24 protein-coding genes and 2 pseudogenes are annotated in these 15,698 nt (G+C 44.3%); 16 read left to right on the top strand and 10 right to left on the bottom strand.

Translation table 11 applies throughout. The annotated features are described in order from the left end of the window. Nucleotides 1-408: 408 nt before the first annotated feature. Nucleotides 409-738, top strand: a pseudogene (locus K6984_RS10680) (NADPH-dependent FMN reductase); the annotation flags it as partial. Here the strand turns inward: K6984_RS10680 and K6984_RS10675 are convergent. Then, complete coding sequence (locus K6984_RS10675; protein WP_221895524.1) at nucleotides 718-2,124, bottom strand: transposase; 1,407 nt, start codon at nucleotides 2,122-2,124, stop codon at nucleotides 718-720. The pseudogene K6984_RS10680 and the gene K6984_RS10675 sit on opposite strands and share 21 nt — an antisense overlap. Before the next feature lie 374 nt (nucleotides 2,125-2,498). Here K6984_RS10675 and K6984_RS10670 point away from each other — a divergent pair, with 374 nt between their 5' ends. Further along, on the top strand, nucleotides 2,499-2,768 hold the full coding sequence (locus K6984_RS10670) for a hypothetical protein (protein WP_221895523.1): 270 nt from the start codon (nucleotides 2,499-2,501) through the stop codon (nucleotides 2,766-2,768). On the opposite strand, the gene K6984_RS10665 is transcribed toward K6984_RS10670, so the two are convergent. Then, entirely contained in the window at nucleotides 2,682-2,981 is a 300-nt protein-coding gene (locus K6984_RS10665; RefSeq protein ID WP_221895522.1) for a hypothetical protein, read from the bottom strand. The genes K6984_RS10670 and K6984_RS10665 overlap by 87 nt on opposite strands. Between K6984_RS10665 and K6984_RS10660 the strand changes: the two genes are divergently transcribed. Genes K6984_RS10660 through K6984_RS10655 form a run of 3 tightly spaced genes read left to right on the top strand, consistent with a single transcriptional unit; the run spans nucleotide 2,938 to nucleotide 3,872 of the window. Beyond that, the gene (locus tag K6984_RS10660; protein WP_221895521.1) at nucleotides 2,938-3,243 is read left to right on the top strand and encodes a hypothetical protein; all 306 of its coding nucleotides are present in this window, start codon (nucleotides 2,938-2,940) and stop codon (nucleotides 3,241-3,243) included. The genes K6984_RS10665 and K6984_RS10660 overlap by 44 nt on opposite strands. Then, nucleotides 3,192-3,320, top strand: a complete 129-nt coding sequence (locus K6984_RS33195; RefSeq protein ID WP_263458596.1) for a hypothetical protein — start codon at nucleotides 3,192-3,194, stop codon at nucleotides 3,318-3,320. The genes K6984_RS10660 and K6984_RS33195 overlap by 52 nt, the downstream gene beginning before the upstream one ends. A 27-nt stretch (nucleotides 3,321-3,347) precedes the next feature. Beyond that, nucleotides 3,348-3,872 (top strand): transposase, encoded by a 525-nt coding sequence (locus K6984_RS10655; RefSeq protein WP_221895520.1) that lies wholly within the window; start codon nucleotides 3,348-3,350, stop codon nucleotides 3,870-3,872. On the opposite strand, the gene K6984_RS33190 is transcribed toward K6984_RS10655, so the two are convergent. Beyond that, a complete protein-coding gene (locus tag K6984_RS33190) occupies nucleotides 3,811-3,939 on the bottom strand; it encodes a hypothetical protein (protein ID WP_263458712.1) in 129 nt (42 codons plus the stop codon). The two genes, K6984_RS10655 and K6984_RS33190, sit on opposite strands and share 62 nt — an antisense overlap. A gap of 12 nt (nucleotides 3,940-3,951) precedes the next feature. Here K6984_RS33190 and K6984_RS10650 point away from each other — a divergent pair, with 12 nt between their 5' ends. From K6984_RS10650 to K6984_RS10635, 4 genes and pseudogenes are all read left to right on the top strand, one after another. Next, a complete protein-coding gene (locus tag K6984_RS10650) occupies nucleotides 3,952-4,182 on the top strand; it encodes a hypothetical protein (protein WP_221895519.1) in 231 nt (76 codons plus the stop codon). Further along, a pseudogene (locus K6984_RS10645) lies at nucleotides 4,085-4,519 on the top strand (transposase); the annotation flags it as partial. The gene K6984_RS10650 and the pseudogene K6984_RS10645, both read left to right, overlap by 98 nt. 107 nt (nucleotides 4,520-4,626) lie before the next feature. Continuing rightward, the gene (locus K6984_RS35680) at nucleotides 4,627-4,965 is read left to right on the top strand and encodes an NADPH-dependent FMN reductase (RefSeq protein WP_338024486.1); all 339 of its coding nucleotides are present in this window, start codon (nucleotides 4,627-4,629) and stop codon (nucleotides 4,963-4,965) included. 67 nt (nucleotides 4,966-5,032) lie between these two features. Further along, complete coding sequence (locus K6984_RS10635) at nucleotides 5,033-6,136, top strand: peptidoglycan DD-metalloendopeptidase family protein (protein ID WP_230988012.1); 1,104 nt, start codon at nucleotides 5,033-5,035, stop codon at nucleotides 6,134-6,136. 237 nt (nucleotides 6,137-6,373) lie between these two features. On the opposite strand, the gene K6984_RS10630 is transcribed toward K6984_RS10635, so the two are convergent. From K6984_RS10630 to K6984_RS10600, 7 genes are all read right to left on the bottom strand, one after another. Continuing rightward, complete coding sequence (locus K6984_RS10630) at nucleotides 6,374-6,802, bottom strand: hypothetical protein (RefSeq protein WP_221895517.1); 429 nt, start codon at nucleotides 6,800-6,802, stop codon at nucleotides 6,374-6,376. Then, nucleotides 6,799-7,572, bottom strand: coding sequence for a lysophospholipid acyltransferase family protein (locus K6984_RS10625; RefSeq protein ID WP_221895516.1), 774 nt, complete (start codon nucleotides 7,570-7,572; stop codon nucleotides 6,799-6,801). Before K6984_RS10625 ends, K6984_RS10630 begins: the two co-directional genes overlap by 4 nt. Next, nucleotides 7,541-8,086 (bottom strand): D-glycero-beta-D-manno-heptose 1,7-bisphosphate 7-phosphatase, encoded by a 546-nt coding sequence (gene gmhB, locus K6984_RS10620; RefSeq protein ID WP_221895515.1) that lies wholly within the window; start codon nucleotides 8,084-8,086, stop codon nucleotides 7,541-7,543. Before gmhB ends, K6984_RS10625 begins: the two co-directional genes overlap by 32 nt. Beyond that, nucleotides 8,086-10,155 carry a glycine--tRNA ligase subunit beta gene (glyS, locus tag K6984_RS10615; RefSeq protein WP_221895514.1) on the bottom strand — a complete coding sequence of 690 codons (2,070 nt, stop codon included), beginning with the start codon at nucleotides 10,153-10,155 and terminating at the stop codon, nucleotides 8,086-8,088. The genes gmhB and glyS overlap by 1 nt, the downstream gene beginning before the upstream one ends. Continuing rightward, nucleotides 10,152-11,072 carry a glycine--tRNA ligase subunit alpha gene (glyQ, locus tag K6984_RS10610; RefSeq protein WP_221895513.1) on the bottom strand — a complete coding sequence of 307 codons (921 nt, stop codon included), beginning with the start codon at nucleotides 11,070-11,072 and terminating at the stop codon, nucleotides 10,152-10,154. The genes glyS and glyQ overlap by 4 nt, the downstream gene beginning before the upstream one ends. 71 nt (nucleotides 11,073-11,143) lie before the next feature. Further along, the gene (locus K6984_RS10605) at nucleotides 11,144-11,701 is read right to left on the bottom strand and encodes a protein-methionine-sulfoxide reductase heme-binding subunit MsrQ (RefSeq protein ID WP_230988011.1); all 558 of its coding nucleotides are present in this window, start codon (nucleotides 11,699-11,701) and stop codon (nucleotides 11,144-11,146) included. A 304-nt stretch (nucleotides 11,702-12,005) separates the two neighbouring features. Next, nucleotides 12,006-12,203, bottom strand: coding sequence for a hypothetical protein (locus K6984_RS10600; protein ID WP_221894617.1), 198 nt, complete (start codon nucleotides 12,201-12,203; stop codon nucleotides 12,006-12,008). A gap of 314 nt (nucleotides 12,204-12,517) precedes the next feature. On the opposite strand from K6984_RS10600, the gene tnpC reads away from it, so the two are divergent. The 7 genes from tnpC (at nucleotide 12,518) to K6984_RS33180 (ending at nucleotide 15,672) form a co-directional block, all read left to right on the top strand. Further along, nucleotides 12,518-13,927 (top strand): IS66 family transposase, encoded by a 1,410-nt coding sequence (tnpC, locus tag K6984_RS10595; protein ID WP_221894171.1) that lies wholly within the window; start codon nucleotides 12,518-12,520, stop codon nucleotides 13,925-13,927. Nucleotides 13,928-14,002: 75 nt separating this feature from the next. Beyond that, on the top strand, nucleotides 14,003-14,350 hold the full coding sequence (locus K6984_RS10590; protein ID WP_221895512.1) for a helix-turn-helix domain-containing protein: 348 nt from the start codon (nucleotides 14,003-14,005) through the stop codon (nucleotides 14,348-14,350). Continuing rightward, entirely contained in the window at nucleotides 14,299-14,427 is a 129-nt protein-coding gene (locus K6984_RS33185; protein WP_263458596.1) for a hypothetical protein, read from the top strand. The genes K6984_RS10590 and K6984_RS33185 overlap by 52 nt, the downstream gene beginning before the upstream one ends. 27 nt (nucleotides 14,428-14,454) lie before the next feature. After that, on the top strand, nucleotides 14,455-14,631 hold the full coding sequence (locus tag K6984_RS10585) for a hypothetical protein (RefSeq protein ID WP_221895511.1): 177 nt from the start codon (nucleotides 14,455-14,457) through the stop codon (nucleotides 14,629-14,631). Continuing rightward, nucleotides 14,583-15,293 (top strand): transposase, encoded by a 711-nt coding sequence (locus K6984_RS10580; protein ID WP_221895510.1) that lies wholly within the window; start codon nucleotides 14,583-14,585, stop codon nucleotides 15,291-15,293. The genes K6984_RS10585 and K6984_RS10580 overlap by 49 nt, the downstream gene beginning before the upstream one ends. A gap of 17 nt (nucleotides 15,294-15,310) precedes the next feature. Beyond that, entirely contained in the window at nucleotides 15,311-15,595 is a 285-nt protein-coding gene (locus K6984_RS10575; RefSeq protein WP_221895509.1) for a hypothetical protein, read from the top strand. Next, entirely contained in the window at nucleotides 15,544-15,672 is a 129-nt protein-coding gene (locus K6984_RS33180) for a hypothetical protein (protein WP_263458596.1), read from the top strand. The genes K6984_RS10575 and K6984_RS33180 overlap by 52 nt, the downstream gene beginning before the upstream one ends. Nucleotides 15,673-15,698: the final 26 nt, after the last annotated feature.

The raw sequence follows: 15,698 nt of genomic DNA, 5'->3' as shown, positions 1-15,698 counted from the left end.
CGGAATATTTCTCCAGCGGTACTTTATCTAACTGAAGTTTCCCAATTATTGAGTAGCTGAAATACACAATGCTGGTGTATCGAGGTTTATTTTAGGTGGTTTTGCCATGTTTATAGCAAACCCCTACTTAATTCCCCTTAGGCAATAGCATTTGAAACGAATGAAAAGACTGTTTTTTTCATATAGTTGTAGCATAGTTTCAATTTTACCATAAATAATTATTGGGAAACTTCAGTTTATCTAACACAGTTATAGATCATCCTTTTTTGTCTGCTTCTGCAAGGCAAATTTCAAAATACCCCGAGCATGCTCTTGTCAACTACCATCGCATTATTAAATTCACAATAAAGCTCCTGGATTTTGATAATATGAGTGGTTATACAGATCAAATAATTCATAGGAGAAAGAATGAAAGTTCTAGCATTTGCTGCGAGTAATAGTAAGCAATCGATAAATAAACAATTGGTGACCTATGCAGCTAGCTTAATTGAAGCTGCGCAGGTTGAAGTGCTGGACTTAAATGACTATGAACTGCCCTTGTTTAGTGTGGGTAAAGAGGAAGAGCTTGGGCAGCCTAAACTGGCTCAGGAGTTTTTTGCTAAAATTAGCGCGTGTGATGCGCTTATTATTTCATTTGCCGAACATAATGGCTCTTATACCGCAGCGTATAACTCGATGTTCAAGTTTTTCCATCCCATTGCCATCAAACTCTTACCTTCACCCAGCAGAACAATACTTTAATGATGGTGTTGGCTCTAAGCGCCCTAAATCTCTGCCAATCATATGTTTTCCTGATGGCATCAGTTGAAACACATCCTTTATTAATTCACCTAACTCTTTCAGCTTATCACCAGGATCTGGAAACTCTAGCAATGACGTGATGAACTCAAGCAGTACATCCATTTGAGACTTGCGCTGTAAGCTTCCTACGGTATACGCAGGTAGTTTGCTTTCAATGCGGGCTATTTGCTCTGGGTGAAGGAGAAGGCAATGGTCAAACAAAAGACTCAGAATCAGGCCACGGCTTGATCCCTCTTCATCTAATTGTTTGGCCTCACGCCCCCATCCTTCATAAAGCTTCCAGTCCTCAAAGAAAACCTCAATCAGCCATCTCAACGTATAGGCTTGAATAATATCTTGTGTGCGCCAAGTCAGGTCTGTCGCCACTAAATAGCGATAGTCGTTTTCACCGTCATATTTTAAGGCAATGACAAAGCGTTTTTTACTGTGTGAACTCACCTTTAATCGTGCACTGCTGACAGTCACTTTAATCTCTTTTCCGCCACGTACACGTATTATCTGATCAATGCCTTTGTTAATCGAATTAAAGTAGCTCTCGACTGACCTTATTCTACCTCTATATTCAATATTTTGGTTTTTACGTAATTGGCTAATCACCTGCGAGCCTCCAGATTCTTTAGCGGCTTCGTCCATAAAGGCTTTTTCACCATACAGCGCATCAGCCAGTACGCCTTTAATTTTAATCAGGCTATGCGCAACTTTAAACTCTTTTAATAAGCCTAATGCAATCTCTGTTTTGGTCGGGTAGGCACTGTCACGCTCAGGCTTAATAGGCCGATCTTTTTTTGCTATACCGCTCTTCTTCAACCGTTTATCTTCTTTATCCCACTGCTTTAAGGCTGGATCCGGCATATAAAAGAAAAAACCGACAGGCACTGTAATGGATGAGGTAACTAGCAGCAATAATACTATCGTTTGTCCATTAACATACCCGCCGGAGCCTTTGTGTTTCTGCTTGTAAACCTTATAAATACGTTTTGTAGACTTAGATCGTGCTCGGTCTGATTCATCAAAGGCCAACACACCTTCAGTAATGCCATAACGTTTTAAAATTAAGACCACACTCACCCGTAGCAACCAGTCCCAGGGTATACTTGCTTTACGAAACACCCAGGATAATGCGGCTACTTTGCAATCTCCAAGGCTTGCTCGCTCAAACTTAGCCCAGCAAACAGAGTTCATTAGCAGTATGCACGTTAAACAAGTGCCCAACCAAGCGGCTTGAATCCGTGTCAAAGCGGCTCCGGGTTTTAGCTGATTGAGCGCATCATTTAAATCGTCAATATAGCTCTGGATAAAGGTGGCTGGGGCATTCATTAACATGGGCTTACACCGATAAAATTACAACAACCTCAGAATACCTCATTTTACCTTCTCAATATCAAAAACTTGAACATCGAGTAATAAAAATACCTTGTTTAACATCTGCACCGACAATTAAGCCATTAAGCATGCTCAGAAAAGCCTTATGATTTTTGACCGCTGAGTTTTTTTGCTGACTGATACTGCCATCCGCTTTAAGCTCAGCCGCTCTTGTTTCAGTGGCTTTAACTCGCTTAGGTGTAGACGGGTGCGTCGCAAGAAAAGCGAACTCCTCCTCTTCCCCTTTCCGGGCAGTTTCGCGATCTCAGGCGCGCCATGCTACCTCACGAAATTCCGGGACTCCTGTCGCCATAATTCGTTCACCTACGCAGCGGATGGGAGATGCCCTGAACGCCCTGCGTCCGCAACGACTACGCACAAAAGCCGCTTCGTCATTACTACCTCACTGGCTGGACGGCTATTCGGAATCCAATTCTTGCTCCTCTCGCGTGCTGCTAGCACACGTCGAATCAGCGAATTGCCCTGTCGCCTATCAGGGACTAAAAATCACCACTTCGCTAAGCTACGTTTCCATGATCTTCAGCGAGCGTGCTAAGAAAATGGGTAATACCATCTGGATTCCAGCCGGCTTTAATAGCAAGTAACTGCCCTATCGCATCTGCATCATTTTCCTGCTCTCGGTTATAAGGCGCAAGAATTGCAGAGTTAAGCAGTGACCCTGTACCAGACACGACACTGGCTAGACAGGCGCGCCATGCTACCTCACGAAATTCCGGGACTCCTGTCGCCATAATTCGTTCACCTACGCAGCGGATGGGAGATGCCCTGAGCGCCCTGCGTCCGCAACGACTACGCACAAAAGTCGCTTCGTCATTACTTCCTCACTGGCTGGACGGCTATTCGGAATGCAATTCTTGCTCCTCTCGCGTGCTGCTAGCACACGTCGAATCAGCGAATTGCCCTGTCGCCTATCAGGGACTAAAAATCACCACTTCGCTAAGCTCCGTTTCCATGATTTTCAGCGGGGGAAGTCCTTCCTTTCCAGACCACTCGGGGAGTCGCTATTTTTGCGAAAGCTTGTTTTGGGCATCCCAGCCCAAGCAAGCAGCAAAAACTTAACGCGACCACTTATGCCTCCGGCGGCCCCGATTCGTCCTCGTCACCTCGTCCCGACCCAACAAGGGGTCGGAACATAGGCTCCAAATGACTTGACGCCGTGTCGGATGGCCTTTTATTTTGTCTCCACCTTCGCTAACGCTCAGACTCCGAAAAAACAACGGCCCTACGGCTATCGCGGACTAAAAATCTTCACTTCGCTAAAGCTCCGTTTCCAGGATTTTCAGCGGATGACTCAGGCGGCTCAAATGCTGATTGCAATTGCAGAACATTTTTCCACCGCTCCGATATTGACAGTCACTGATAGCTGGTTTGGCAACAATGGCCTATGGAAGCCTGTTTACAAAACTATCGGAAGCCGGTTTAATATTCTCTCTAGGTTAAGGTGCAATAATGTACTGTACGATCGTCCAGAAAAAAGAAAACCCAAGCAGAGGGGGCGGAATAAAAAGTACGGGCAGCGTCTGGGGTCAGCCACAGACATGGCAAAAACAGTACAACAAAAGGCCCGATCGTATACCGTGAATCTCTATGGAAAACAGCGTGAAGTCAGGGCTTATAGTCGCGTTGTCATGCTGAAAACCAGGCGCGCCATGCTACCTCACGAAATTCCGGGACTCCTGTCGCCGTAATTCGTTCACCTACGCAGCGAATAGGAGATGCTCCAGCCGCCCTGCGTCCGCCACAGACTGAGCACAAAGCAGCTCAGTCATGGCTACCACAAATGGCTCTACGGCTATTCGGGATAAAATTTTAGCCTCCCTCGCGCGCTATCGCGCACTTCGGATTGGCAAATTTCCCTGCGCCTTCTGGAGACTATCAGCCCGTCCGGGGCTGACAGCGATTGAAACGACCCGTTCAGGTTGTCTGGGTGTTTCGTCGCACACAGTGGATTGCTTTGTTTACGACCGATCTAAGTTTATCCATCACACAGATTATTGAGTATTATGGTGCGCGATGGAAAATCGAATCCGGGTTCAAAGAGCTCAAGCAAGACATAGGGAGTCAGAAAAGTCAGTGTCGAAATGCGCAGGCAGTGACCAACCATTTGAACTTCTGTATGATGGCAACAACGCTGACGTGGATTTACGCGGATCGTTTAAAAACCAATCCGGAACGTCGGCACAAAGTGAAGGGCCGAGCCAGTTTCGCCTTTTCAGATATCCGCCGCATCATTGCCGAAGCGGCTTTGGATCCGGATTTTGAAAGGGTTCGCCCCAAATACAGCAGCTCCCCTGTAAATTCGGTGGTAGCCGTTTTATTGCGAATGGTTGCTTGATGAATTTCTTAAGAAACTTCAGTGTTACTCGATGTTCAAGTTTTTTAACTGATTGATTTTATTGATAATTTTACTGACAAAGAAAGCATCAACATCATTGTAAATCAATCACTTATAAAACAAAACCGGAAAAATTTACTTTTCTTAGCCCAGTTATAGCTGAAAACTTGAACATCGAGTATAAGAATCTATTTGACTGGTGCTCGCGCATCAACCAAGAAATCTTTCAACATAAGCCCGTGGTGCTACTTGCAACGTCCCCAGGTGCTGGGGGAGCAGCTAAAGTTTTGGCAACAGCAGTGAGTTCTGTTGAGAATTTTAATGGCGATCTAAAAGCAAGCCTGTCTATTCCAAGCTTTAAGCAGAATTTTGATAGTGATAATAACTGTTTGATAAATCATGTGCTTAACGAAAAATTACAGGTTGCAATGCATAGTCTGCTGTAAGCACTAGTGGGTATTTTTACCATAGCTGACTATTGCATCCAGGGCATAATCGCAATATAGTGAGATCATGATAAAGCCTAATGACCAACCCTATCGCACAATAAGAATGGCCGGATGGAATTTCGCTGCTATTGCAGCCGCTATTCAGGACGGATTAAAAGCTAACTGGAATTTAGTTTTTAAATTAGCAGTATATAAGGCTCCCTATGCATCAAGCCCAAATAGGTGCTGCACTAGCCTGGTGTTGCTATGCTTGTGCCTGACAAGCATGCCGAGCGAAGCGAAGAAGCTGTACAAGTATCAGGACGAAAAAGGCGGCTGGCATTATACCGACAAAGCTCCTTCAGCTAGACAAAGCGAGGAGTTTAAAGTTGAAGTTCGGCAATTAAAAGTTGCCAGCAAGCAGCGCGTCCGGCTTAATCAGATAGGCGAGAAGCGGCAGCCAGAGTTTGTCATTAGAAATGATTATTTTGGTCCGATTGAAGTGGAGGTGGTTTTTTATGAACAGCAGAATGTACAGTCTAGCCCTGTTCTGCCGAGAAAGTTTGTGGTGCAGCCTGGCGTTTCCAAGCCATTGTTTGGACTGGGTGCAGTAGATGAATTTCAGGGCTGGCGATATGCGCTGAGTTATCGGTATTCGCTTGGTGACCCTTCGGCTCGGTATGATACTCAGGCAGTGTACTATCCTCCATTTGCCAGTTATAGAAAGTATCAGGTTAGTCAGTCCTTTAATGGCAAGTTTTCACATACTGACAAGCAAAACAAATATGCTGTAGATTTGTCTATGCCAGAAGGTTCCGAGGTACATGCTGCTCGAGCGGGCGTAGTCATGAGCCTGGAAAATGATTTTTTTAAAGGTGGCACGGATAAGCAGGCGTATAAAGCACGCGCGAATAACATCAGGATTTTACATGACGATGGATCGATGGCGGTTTATGCGCATTTACAAGTCGATCGGGCACAAGTTTATGCCGGTATGCGGGTAAGGGCCGGGCAATTAATTGCTTATTCGGGGAATACAGGGTTTAGCTCCGGGCCGCATTTGCACTTTGCTGTACAGGTAAATCGGGGAATGAGCCTAGTGTCTGTGCCCTTTAGGTTCACCGATGCCCAGGGAGAGGTGTCTCAACCTAGGGCGGGACAATGGCTGGCTGGCTTTGTAGTAAATTAGTGAGGCAAGATATTACCGGATTAAACTGTTTAGGAACGTGCACGAAATAACTTCGACAACTACCTTGTGTTTATGCTCGCCTTCTGCATTGTAGAAATAGTTGCGCAGCCAGCTATGCGCCTGTTTCTACGCTTTAGATACGAACATAAATCCTGCGCTAGCGTAGCGGTGTGCCAAACTTATTCCGGACGCGTTCCTTAGAGAGAAAAGTCTAACTCCGTGTGTTTTGCTTATTGCTTAATTTTGTACCAGCTCTTCAGTGATATCACCTTCTTCATCATCTAACTCAAGATTGGTCACGGTCGAAACACATTCTAGGTAGCTCTTAGAATAATTTCTATGTGCATCAGCAAGCGCCTGAGCTGAACCAAAGCTCAGGCGTAATTCGGCTAAAACTTCCTCGGGTTTTTCGGGTGTCTTGATAGCGATCATTTTTGTATAGCCCTTATAGGCAGTCTTGCGTATAGGCTCAAATGGTGCGAGCCCGGGCATTTTTTTTGAGGATAGGTCAACAATACAGTCAGCGACAGTCGCAGGGTCAAGATGGTAGGATTTAATATCCGGGTCATTGCTTATTTGTTCTAGGACTGTTGCTTCATATTCCTGTTGTTCGGTACAGGCGGTTAATAATAAGGCGGAAACGCTGATAAGTAATAATTTTTTCATAAGTTTTTTAAAGTGTGTGTAGTCGTATCAATTTCTTGCATGGCATTTTTAATCCATGCTTCTGCATCGGTATTAATGTCTCTGCTTTTTCTGCCTTCAGTCGGTATCGCCGGGCCGATTTTGACCTGGATAACCCCAGGATATTTTAAAAAACTATTGCGCGGCCAGAATTCACCTGCGTTATGCGCTATGGGAATAATCGGGTAACCCGTGCGTTGCGCAAGTAAACTGCCGCTGGCACTGAATTTCCCTTGCTCTCCTGGTGCCATGCGTGTTCCTTCCGGATATATAACTAGCCAGTAGCCTTCCTGCAGTCGTTTCGCCCCTTGTTTTAATAATTGCGCTAAGGCTTGTTTAGGATTAGAGCGATCGATAGCAATAGGTTTCAAGGTCGCCATTGCCCAGCCCCAAAACGGGATCTTAAGCAGGGATTTTTTTAACAGGACACTCGAGGGCGGTAATGCCGCCATTAAGAAAATTGTTTCCCATGCGGACTGATGTTTACACAGGACGATGGCATTTTGCTCTGGGGTAATATTTTCCAGTCCGGAAGCCTGATAGCTCAGTCCACAGATTACTTTAGTCATAAACATAACATAAGTCCCCCAGAATGATGCTAGCTTATATTGCAGTGCAAAAGGTAATAATGTTGCCAGCAACACCAGCAGGCTTATTATTATTGCAGCACTTAGTACCACAATAAATAACAAGCCCGAACGGAGATAAAGCAAGAGTCGGCTACCTTGATAAGATGTGTGCTGTTGCGTCATAAAGATTCTCAAAAATAGGAATGTTTAAATCAGGATTAGCGGCTAGGGTTTTTGCACCGTTTCCAGTTTTGACTAAAATGGGCTTTGCCCCCGCCGCGATGCCTGCTTGGATGTCGCGTAATGAATCACCGATAAAGAAAATATCATTCAGTGCCACGTCTGCATCAGCGCTAAATTGATGCAGCATGCCGGGCAGGGGTTTACGACATTTGCAGCCGGCATCAGGCAAGTGTGGGCAATAATAAATATGGCTTATTTTGCCACCTACTGCTTCCGTCAAGCGGGACATTTTAAGGTGCATGTCGGTAAGAGTTGCATCACTATACAAACCACGTCCTACCCCCGATTGATTGGTAATAATCACGACTTGATATCCATGTCGAGTTAATAAAGCAATGGCTTCCAGGCTTTTGTCGATCGGTAGCCATTCATCAGGTGATTTTATAAAATCACCTGAATCGTGATTGATGACACCATCACGATCCAGTAGGATATATTTTTTAGGTGCGGTCATTAGCTTTGCAATTTTGATATATCAGCTATCTGTAAAAATAAGGTTGATAGCTTGGTTAGCAAGGCCAAACGATTAGCACGTAAGTCTGGATCATCACACATCACCATGACATCATCGAAAAAGCGATCAACATCCTCGCGCAAACCCGCGAGGCGATTTAACGCAGCCTGATAATCTGATGCTGCTAGTAATGGTGCAACATCTTTTTCAGCTTGTTGGGCAGACGCGAACAGGGTGATTTCCGCTGCTTCAATTAATTGTCCTATAGTTTCCGCTGCCTGGTTATCAGTCTTTTTAAGAATATTAGCAATACGCTTATTAGCAGCAGCCAGACTTTCCGCCTCCGGTAGCGTCCTGAAGTTTTGCACCGCCTGCAAGCGGCGTTGAAAATCATAGGGTTTTGCTGGCAGGATGGCGAAAACAGCAGCAAATTCATCTGCTGTATACCCATGCTCAAGACTATGGCCTTTTAAGCGCTCATAAACGAAGGCAATTAGCAGCTTGCGTGTTTTTTCTAAATCAAACTCATGCTTGAATTCCTGTAGAGAAAAATCTAAACAGGATAGTAGATTGATTTCTAGCTTGTTTTCAATAATAGTTCTTAGCACACCTAAAGCAGTACGCCTTAAAGCATAGGGGTCTTTATCGCCACTAGGGATTAAGCAAGCACTAAAAATACCGGTTAAGGTATCAATTTTTTCTGCAATCGCCAGGATTTGTCCTGTGGCATTCGCTGCAGTCGCACTACCAGATTGCTTAGGGTAATATTGCTCTTCAATCGCTTGTGCAACTTCCGGATTTTCGCCATCTGCTAAGGCGTAATAACGCCCCATTAGCCCCTGTAAACTGCCAAATTCCTCAACCATATTAGTCACAAGGTCAGTTTTTGCCAGTTTTGCCGCCCGGGTGACCAGGTTACTATCTTGCTGCAAACTATCGGCAATAAACTCGGCAAGCTTTTCGACTCGCTGTGATTTATCTGCCAGGCTACCTAATTTTTTCTGGAAGATAATAGTATCTAATTTCCCGGTACGTTCCTCCAGACTAAATTTACGATCCTGATTCCAGAAAAATTCGGCATCTGCCAGACGAGGCATAATTACTCGTTCATTACCCTGCTGAATAGAAACCGGATTTTTGCTCTCAATATTACTAAAGGTAATAAAGTGCGCAAGTAAATCACCCTCGGCATTTTTAACTGGAAAATATTTCTGGTTAATCTGCATGGTGGTAATCAATACTTCAGCCGGTAGAGCCAGATAACGGGTAGCAAAATTTCCGGTAATAGGGACTGGAAATTCGTTCAGAGCGGCAATTTCTTCGAGTAAGCCCTCTTCAATATGTGCTATGCCGCTGACGGCAGATGCGGCACTATTAGCTGCATCGCGAATGATTTGCATGCGCTGATTAAAGTCAGCGATGACTTTTCCTTGTCCCAGCAAGATCGTTGCATACTTTTCAGGCGCTGTTACAGTAATCGCTTTAGGCGCATGGAAGCGATGACCGTAGGTGATATTGCCAGTACTTAAACCTAGAATTTCAGTATCAATGACATCTTGCCCATACATCAACAGAGCCCAGTGCACCGGGCGTACAAATTCTGTATTCGATGCGCCCCAGCGCATACGCTTGGCAATCGGTAACTGATTGATACTTTTGGCGATAATCTCTGGAATTAAAACGACACTGGGCTGACCTTTGACTTCTTGGCTAAAGCTTAGCCATTCACCTTTACCAGTTTTAAGTGTGCTGAGTTGCTCTACAGTGGTGCCGCAGCTTTTGGCAAAGCCGAGGCATGCCTTGCTAGGCTCGCCTTTCGCATCAAAAGCGGCTTGCACTGCAGGGCCACGTTTTTCGATATGTTTATCAGCCTGTGAGCTGGCTAGATCTTTTATTAAAACGGCCAGGCGGCGCGGCGTTGCATAGGCAATACACTCGCCATAGTTTAGGCCTGCCTGGTTAAGACCTTGCTGAACATTTTCCAGTAAGGCGTTACTAAGTTTGCGTAATGACGCAGGAGGCAGCTCTTCACAGCCTAGTTCAAACAACAGGTGTTGAGTATTGCTCACGCTGTTTCTCCCGCTGCTTGTACCATGGGAAAGCAGCGGGCTTCCCTGCTGGCATAATAGGTTGCGGCTACGGCTTTAGACATATTCCTTACTCTGAGGATATAGCGCTGGCGCTCAGTTACCGAAATCGCATGACGGGCATCGAGTAAATTAAAGGTATGCGATGCTTTTAGTACCATTTCATAAGCAGGTAGCGCCAGACCTTGCTCGATCAGCATGGCCGACTCAGTTTCATAGGTATCAAAGCAGCTAAACAGAAAATCAACTTTGGCATGATCAAAGTTATACTCGGACATTTCCACTTCATTTTGATGAAATACGTCGCCATAGGTTACAGTGCCTTGTGGCCCTTTAGACCAGACCAGGTCATACACACTTTTTGCGCCTTGTATGTACATGGCAATACGTTCAAGGCCGTAGGTTAATTCGCCGGTGACAGGGTGACATTCCAATCCACCCACCTGCTGAAAATAAGTAAACTGCGAGACTTCCATGCCGTTGAGCCAGACTTCCCAGCCTAAGCCCCAGGCGCCGAGCGTTGGAGATTCCCAGTTATCCTCAACAAAACGCACATCATGTTCCAGTAAATCCAGGCCAAGATGACGTAAAGAGCCAAGATATAGTTCCTGTATATCATCAGGAGACGGCTTTAAAACCACCTGAAATTGATAATAATGCTGCAAGCGATTTGGGTTTTCTCCATAACGACCATCGGTAGGACGGCGCGAAGGCTGAACATAAGCCGCATTCCAGGGCTCAGGGCCAATAGCACGCAGGAAGGTAGCCGGGTGAAATGTTCCTGCACCGACTTCTAAATCGAGAGGTTGTAATAAAACACAGCCTTGCTCAGACCAATAATTTTGTAATGCAAGGATAAGTCCTTGAAAGGTAGATAAAACGTTATTTGAACTGGACACTATATCGAGGTTATTTAAGCGTAAAAAAATCCACTAATTATAGCTTAAAAAATACATGCAGGTGTTTTTCCTTATGTAGTTGAGCAGTGTTTTACAAAAAAGCTGGTTGCTTTTCGGGTTTTCAGGTAAGTAAATATACGCAATGAAAGCAGTACAAACATGATACATGCATAAAAAATGGGCTCGCGATAGTCAGATTTGACTAACCAGAGGTAATGGATAACAGCGCTGATCCCAGCAATGTAGACCAGTTTATGTAATTGTACCCAGTGCTTGCCCAGCCGTTTTTGTATAGCCTTGGGTGAGCTGATTGCTAAAGGAATCAGCAGTAAATAAGTAAACAGTTCGACTAGAATGTAGGGGCTTTTAGGTACTTCATCAACAAACTCCTCCCATGATAATGAAAGGTCAAGCGCGATATAAACCAGGAAATGCATGCTGGCATAAAAAAAGGCAAACAAGCCCACCATGCGCCTGAATCGGGTTGGCCAGCTTTGCTTAATAAGTTTTTTTAATGGGGTTAAAGCCAGTCCTATACATAGAAAACTCAGCGCCCAGTCGCCGAGACTAAAGTGCAGGGTCTGTATCGGGTTTGCGCCCAATTGATCGTGAACGGTATCATTAAGCAATAGCAGGAAAGGGCTTAGGCTAAGTAAAAATATGAGGACTTTTATTACTGAAGTTTCCCAATTATTGAGTAGCTGAAATACACCATGCTGGTGTATCGAGGTTTATTTTAGGTGGTTTTGCCATGTTTATAGCAAACCCCTACTTAATTCCCCTTAGGCAATAGCATTTGAAACGAATGAAAAGACTATTTTTTTCATATAGTTGTAGCATAGTTTCAATTTTACCATAAATAATTATTGGGAAACTTCAGTTTTATTAATGCCGTAACTACTCAGCGTACGCTTAAAATCAGGGAAACGGAGCCTAAGCGGAGTGATGATTTTTAGTCTCTGGTAGGCGACAGGGCAATTCGCTGATCCGAAGTGCGCTAGTAGCGCGCGAGGGAGGCAAGAATTGCATTCCGAATAGCCGTCCAGCCATTTGAGGTAGACTTAACTGAGCAGGGTTTTGTGCGTAGTTGAGTAGTTGAGACGGACGCAGGGCGACCAGGGCATCTCCCATTCGCTGCGTAGGCGAATGAATGTTGGTGACAGGAGTCCCAGAATGTTGTGAGGTAGCATGGCGCGCCTGAATAATTAAAAAAGTTCTTGACAGGGTTTTAGTCTGGTTTTTGTGATTTTTAGTAAACTGCCCAACAGTCGATTAATCCACGCTTTATTGCTTCTATCGCTATAGTCATCACAAAATGTCCCCTTAAACATCTACGACCTCGAAGAACTTTTTTATTCGCCTTACAATCGCTTAAAACAAGGAAAATTCGGGATTTAAAACCCATGAGATAATAAGCCTGTCCTTAAAGCAATACAGGTTACCCTTTGAAAATAGACTTCATCGATGTTGATTCCGCAATCAGTCATGCCAAACAGTTACTTGAAACTGAGCGTGATATATCGCCTGCGCTAAAATCAGCACTGGAAGTGATTCTATTATTAGTCACGGTATTACTCAATCGAGTGACACTGAACAGCAAAAATAGCAGTAAACCACCTGCAAGTGACCCCAACCGTAAAAAAGGGAATCGAAAAAAATCAGATAAGCCTTCTGGCGGACAAAAATCGCATGTCGGCACGACACTTCAAAAAATAGATGACCCGGATGAAATCGAGATCATTACCATTGATCGCCGTACCTTGCCAAAAGGGCGATACACGGCAGATGGCTTTGAAACACGCCAGGTATTCGATATTGATATCTCAAGGGTAGTGACAGAATACCAGGCGCAACGGTTGATAAATGGAAAAGGTCAGTGTTTTATCGCTCCTTTTCCAGATGAGGTTACTAAGGCTGCGCAATATGGTAATGGGATAAAAGCCCATGTGGTTTATCTTTCGCAATATCAGTTATTGCCCTACAACCGAATACAGGAGTATTTCGCTGATCAATTAGGTATGCCGATTAGTGAAGGCTCTATCTATAATTTCAATGAACTGGCCTATGAGAAGTTGGCTGGGTTTGAAACTATCAGTAAAGAACACTTAGTCGAATCAGCGTGCATTCATGCGGATGAAACAGGCATTAATATTAATGGTAAGCGCCATTGGCTACATGGGGCCTCCAATGTTCAGTGGACACACTTCTTTCCCCATGCCAAACGTGGCACAGAGGCAATGAATGACATTGGTATTTTACCCCATTTTCATGGGATTTTATGTCATGATCATTGGAAGCCCTACTATAAATATGATTGTACTCATTCGCTTTGTAATGCACATCATTTGAGGGAATTAACGCGCGCCTGGGAGCAGGATAAACAGGAGTGGGCGCTTGAAATGAAACGACTACTTGAAAAAATGAATGATGCCGTCAATGAAGCAGGTGGCATGCTACTACATAAAGAAGCAGAAAAATGGAAGGTACAATACAGAGAATTACTTGGCAAAGCGGAGATCGAATGCCCACCACCCGATAAGCCTAAAGAAGTAAAACGGGAGCGAATAAAACGCAGTAAAGCTAGAAACTTACTGGAAAGGCTGATTAATTATGAAGAGGATGTCTTGCGCTTCATGACAAATACCTGGGTGCCATTTACCAATAATGCCGCAGAAAATTCGATTCGGATGACCAAGGTTCAACAGAAAATATCCGGCTGCTTTCGTAGCACCAAGGGTGCAGAGATATTTTGTCGTGTCAGAGGGTATTTATCAACGTGCCGTAAACAAGGTCTAAGTGCAACTCAGGCAATGACCTTGGTCTTTGAGGGAAAGTTACCTGAATTTGCTTTATAATTTCATTGAACTACTCAGCTTCGCTGAGTAGTTACGTCAAAGTTAACTAAAGACCAGAAAAATAAATTGGTTGAGTTGATAAAGAAAGGCCCAGAAGACAATGGATTTCATTGTGGAATATGGAGTACTGCGATGATTGCCGAGCTTATTTGGTTAAAATTTGAAGTTCGTTATAACTTGAACTATTTATCAAGCCTAATGAAAAAACTGGGCTTCAGTTATCAAAAAGCTCGTTTTGTGACTGATCGCCAAGAAGAAGAAAAGTACGAGCTTGAAAGAAAAACGTGGCTGGAAGAAACATTGCCTGCCATTATGGAAAAGGCGGTAGAAGAAAAGAGTGTCGTTTTATTCGGTTCGGGGAGTCGCTATTTTTGCGAAAGCTTGTTTTGGGCATCCCAGCCCAAGCAAGCAGCAAAAACTTAACGCGACCACTTATGCCTCCGGCGGCCCCGATTCGTCCTCGTCACCTCGTCCCGACCCAACAAGGGGTCGGAACATAGGCTCCAAATGACTTGACGCCGTGTCGGATGGCCTTTTATTTTGTCTCCACCTTCGCTAACGCTCAGACTCCGACAAAACAACGGCCCTACGGCTATCGCGGACTAAAAATCATCACTTCGCTTAGGCTACGTTTCCCTGATTTTCAGCGGATGAGGTGTCATTTGCTATGTGGGGTTCATTGGCACGAACCTGGGCTCCAATAGGAGAGCAACCCACAGTGAAAACATCAGGGATTCGAAAAGGGTTGAAAATGTTTGGTACGATCGAACTCGAAGGAGGGAGTTTTCAATACCGAGAATCATTGGCTTATGAGATAAAACCAAAGTCACTTAGACTTTTAAAAGAAGCTGGGCTGCCTCAAGAATTTTTAGCTATTCTTAAAAGCTTAAAAAATGAGAAATATCCAACACAGAAGCTTTTTATGGAAGCGATATATTCTATTGCCGACAACGTCTTAATCGAGAGTTATAAGCCAATGATATTACAACACGCTGAAACATCTGGGCGTTTTAATGGTGAAAGCTATGTTGAGTTTTTAACACAATTGCTGGCTTATTATAAAGGCAAGATTATTCTAATTGAAGATGGTGCCCCGTATCATGGAAGCGGTGTTATTAAGGAATTTAAGTTAGCTAATGTAGATCGTTTGACAGTAGAATGTCTCCCTGCGTTCTCGCCGGATTTTAATCCGATTGAGAAATTATGGAAAAATACGAAACGCGATTCGACTCATATGAAGTATTTTAAAACTTTTGAAGATCTTCATGATTCAGTTGTGCAAACTTTTAACACTTATATGCATGATGCCAGTAAAGTGATTTGTGTTATGCAAAAATTGCGGGAAGATTTCGTTGTTACCGCCTAAGTTTAAGCGCTCCAAATTTGGAAATTATTTATCTGAGAAACTATAGGTTAAGGTGCAATAATGTACTGTACGATCGTCCAGAAAAAAGAAAACCCAAGCAGAGGGGGCGGAATAAAAAGTACGGGCAGCGTCTGGGGGCAGCCACAGACATGGCAAAAACAGTACCACAAAAGGCCCGATCGTATACCGTGAATCTCTATGGAAAACAGCGTGAAGTCAGGGCTTATAGTCGCTCGGGGAGTCGCTATTTTTGCGAAAGCTTGTTTTGGGCATCCCAGCCCAAGCAAGCAGCAAAAACTTAACGCGACCACTTATGCCTCCGGCGGCCCCGATTCGTCCTCGTCACCTTGTCCCGACCCAACAAGGGGTCGGAACATAGGCTCCAAATGACTTGACGCCGTGTCG

It is taken from the genome of Bathymodiolus japonicus methanotrophic gill symbiont, assembly GCF_019721995.1.
GTDB lineage: Bacteria > Pseudomonadota > Gammaproteobacteria > Methylococcales > Methylomonadaceae > Methyloprofundus.
The sequence above is the reverse complement of the archived record's forward strand: the minus strand, read 5'-3'. Positions and strand labels throughout refer to the sequence as shown.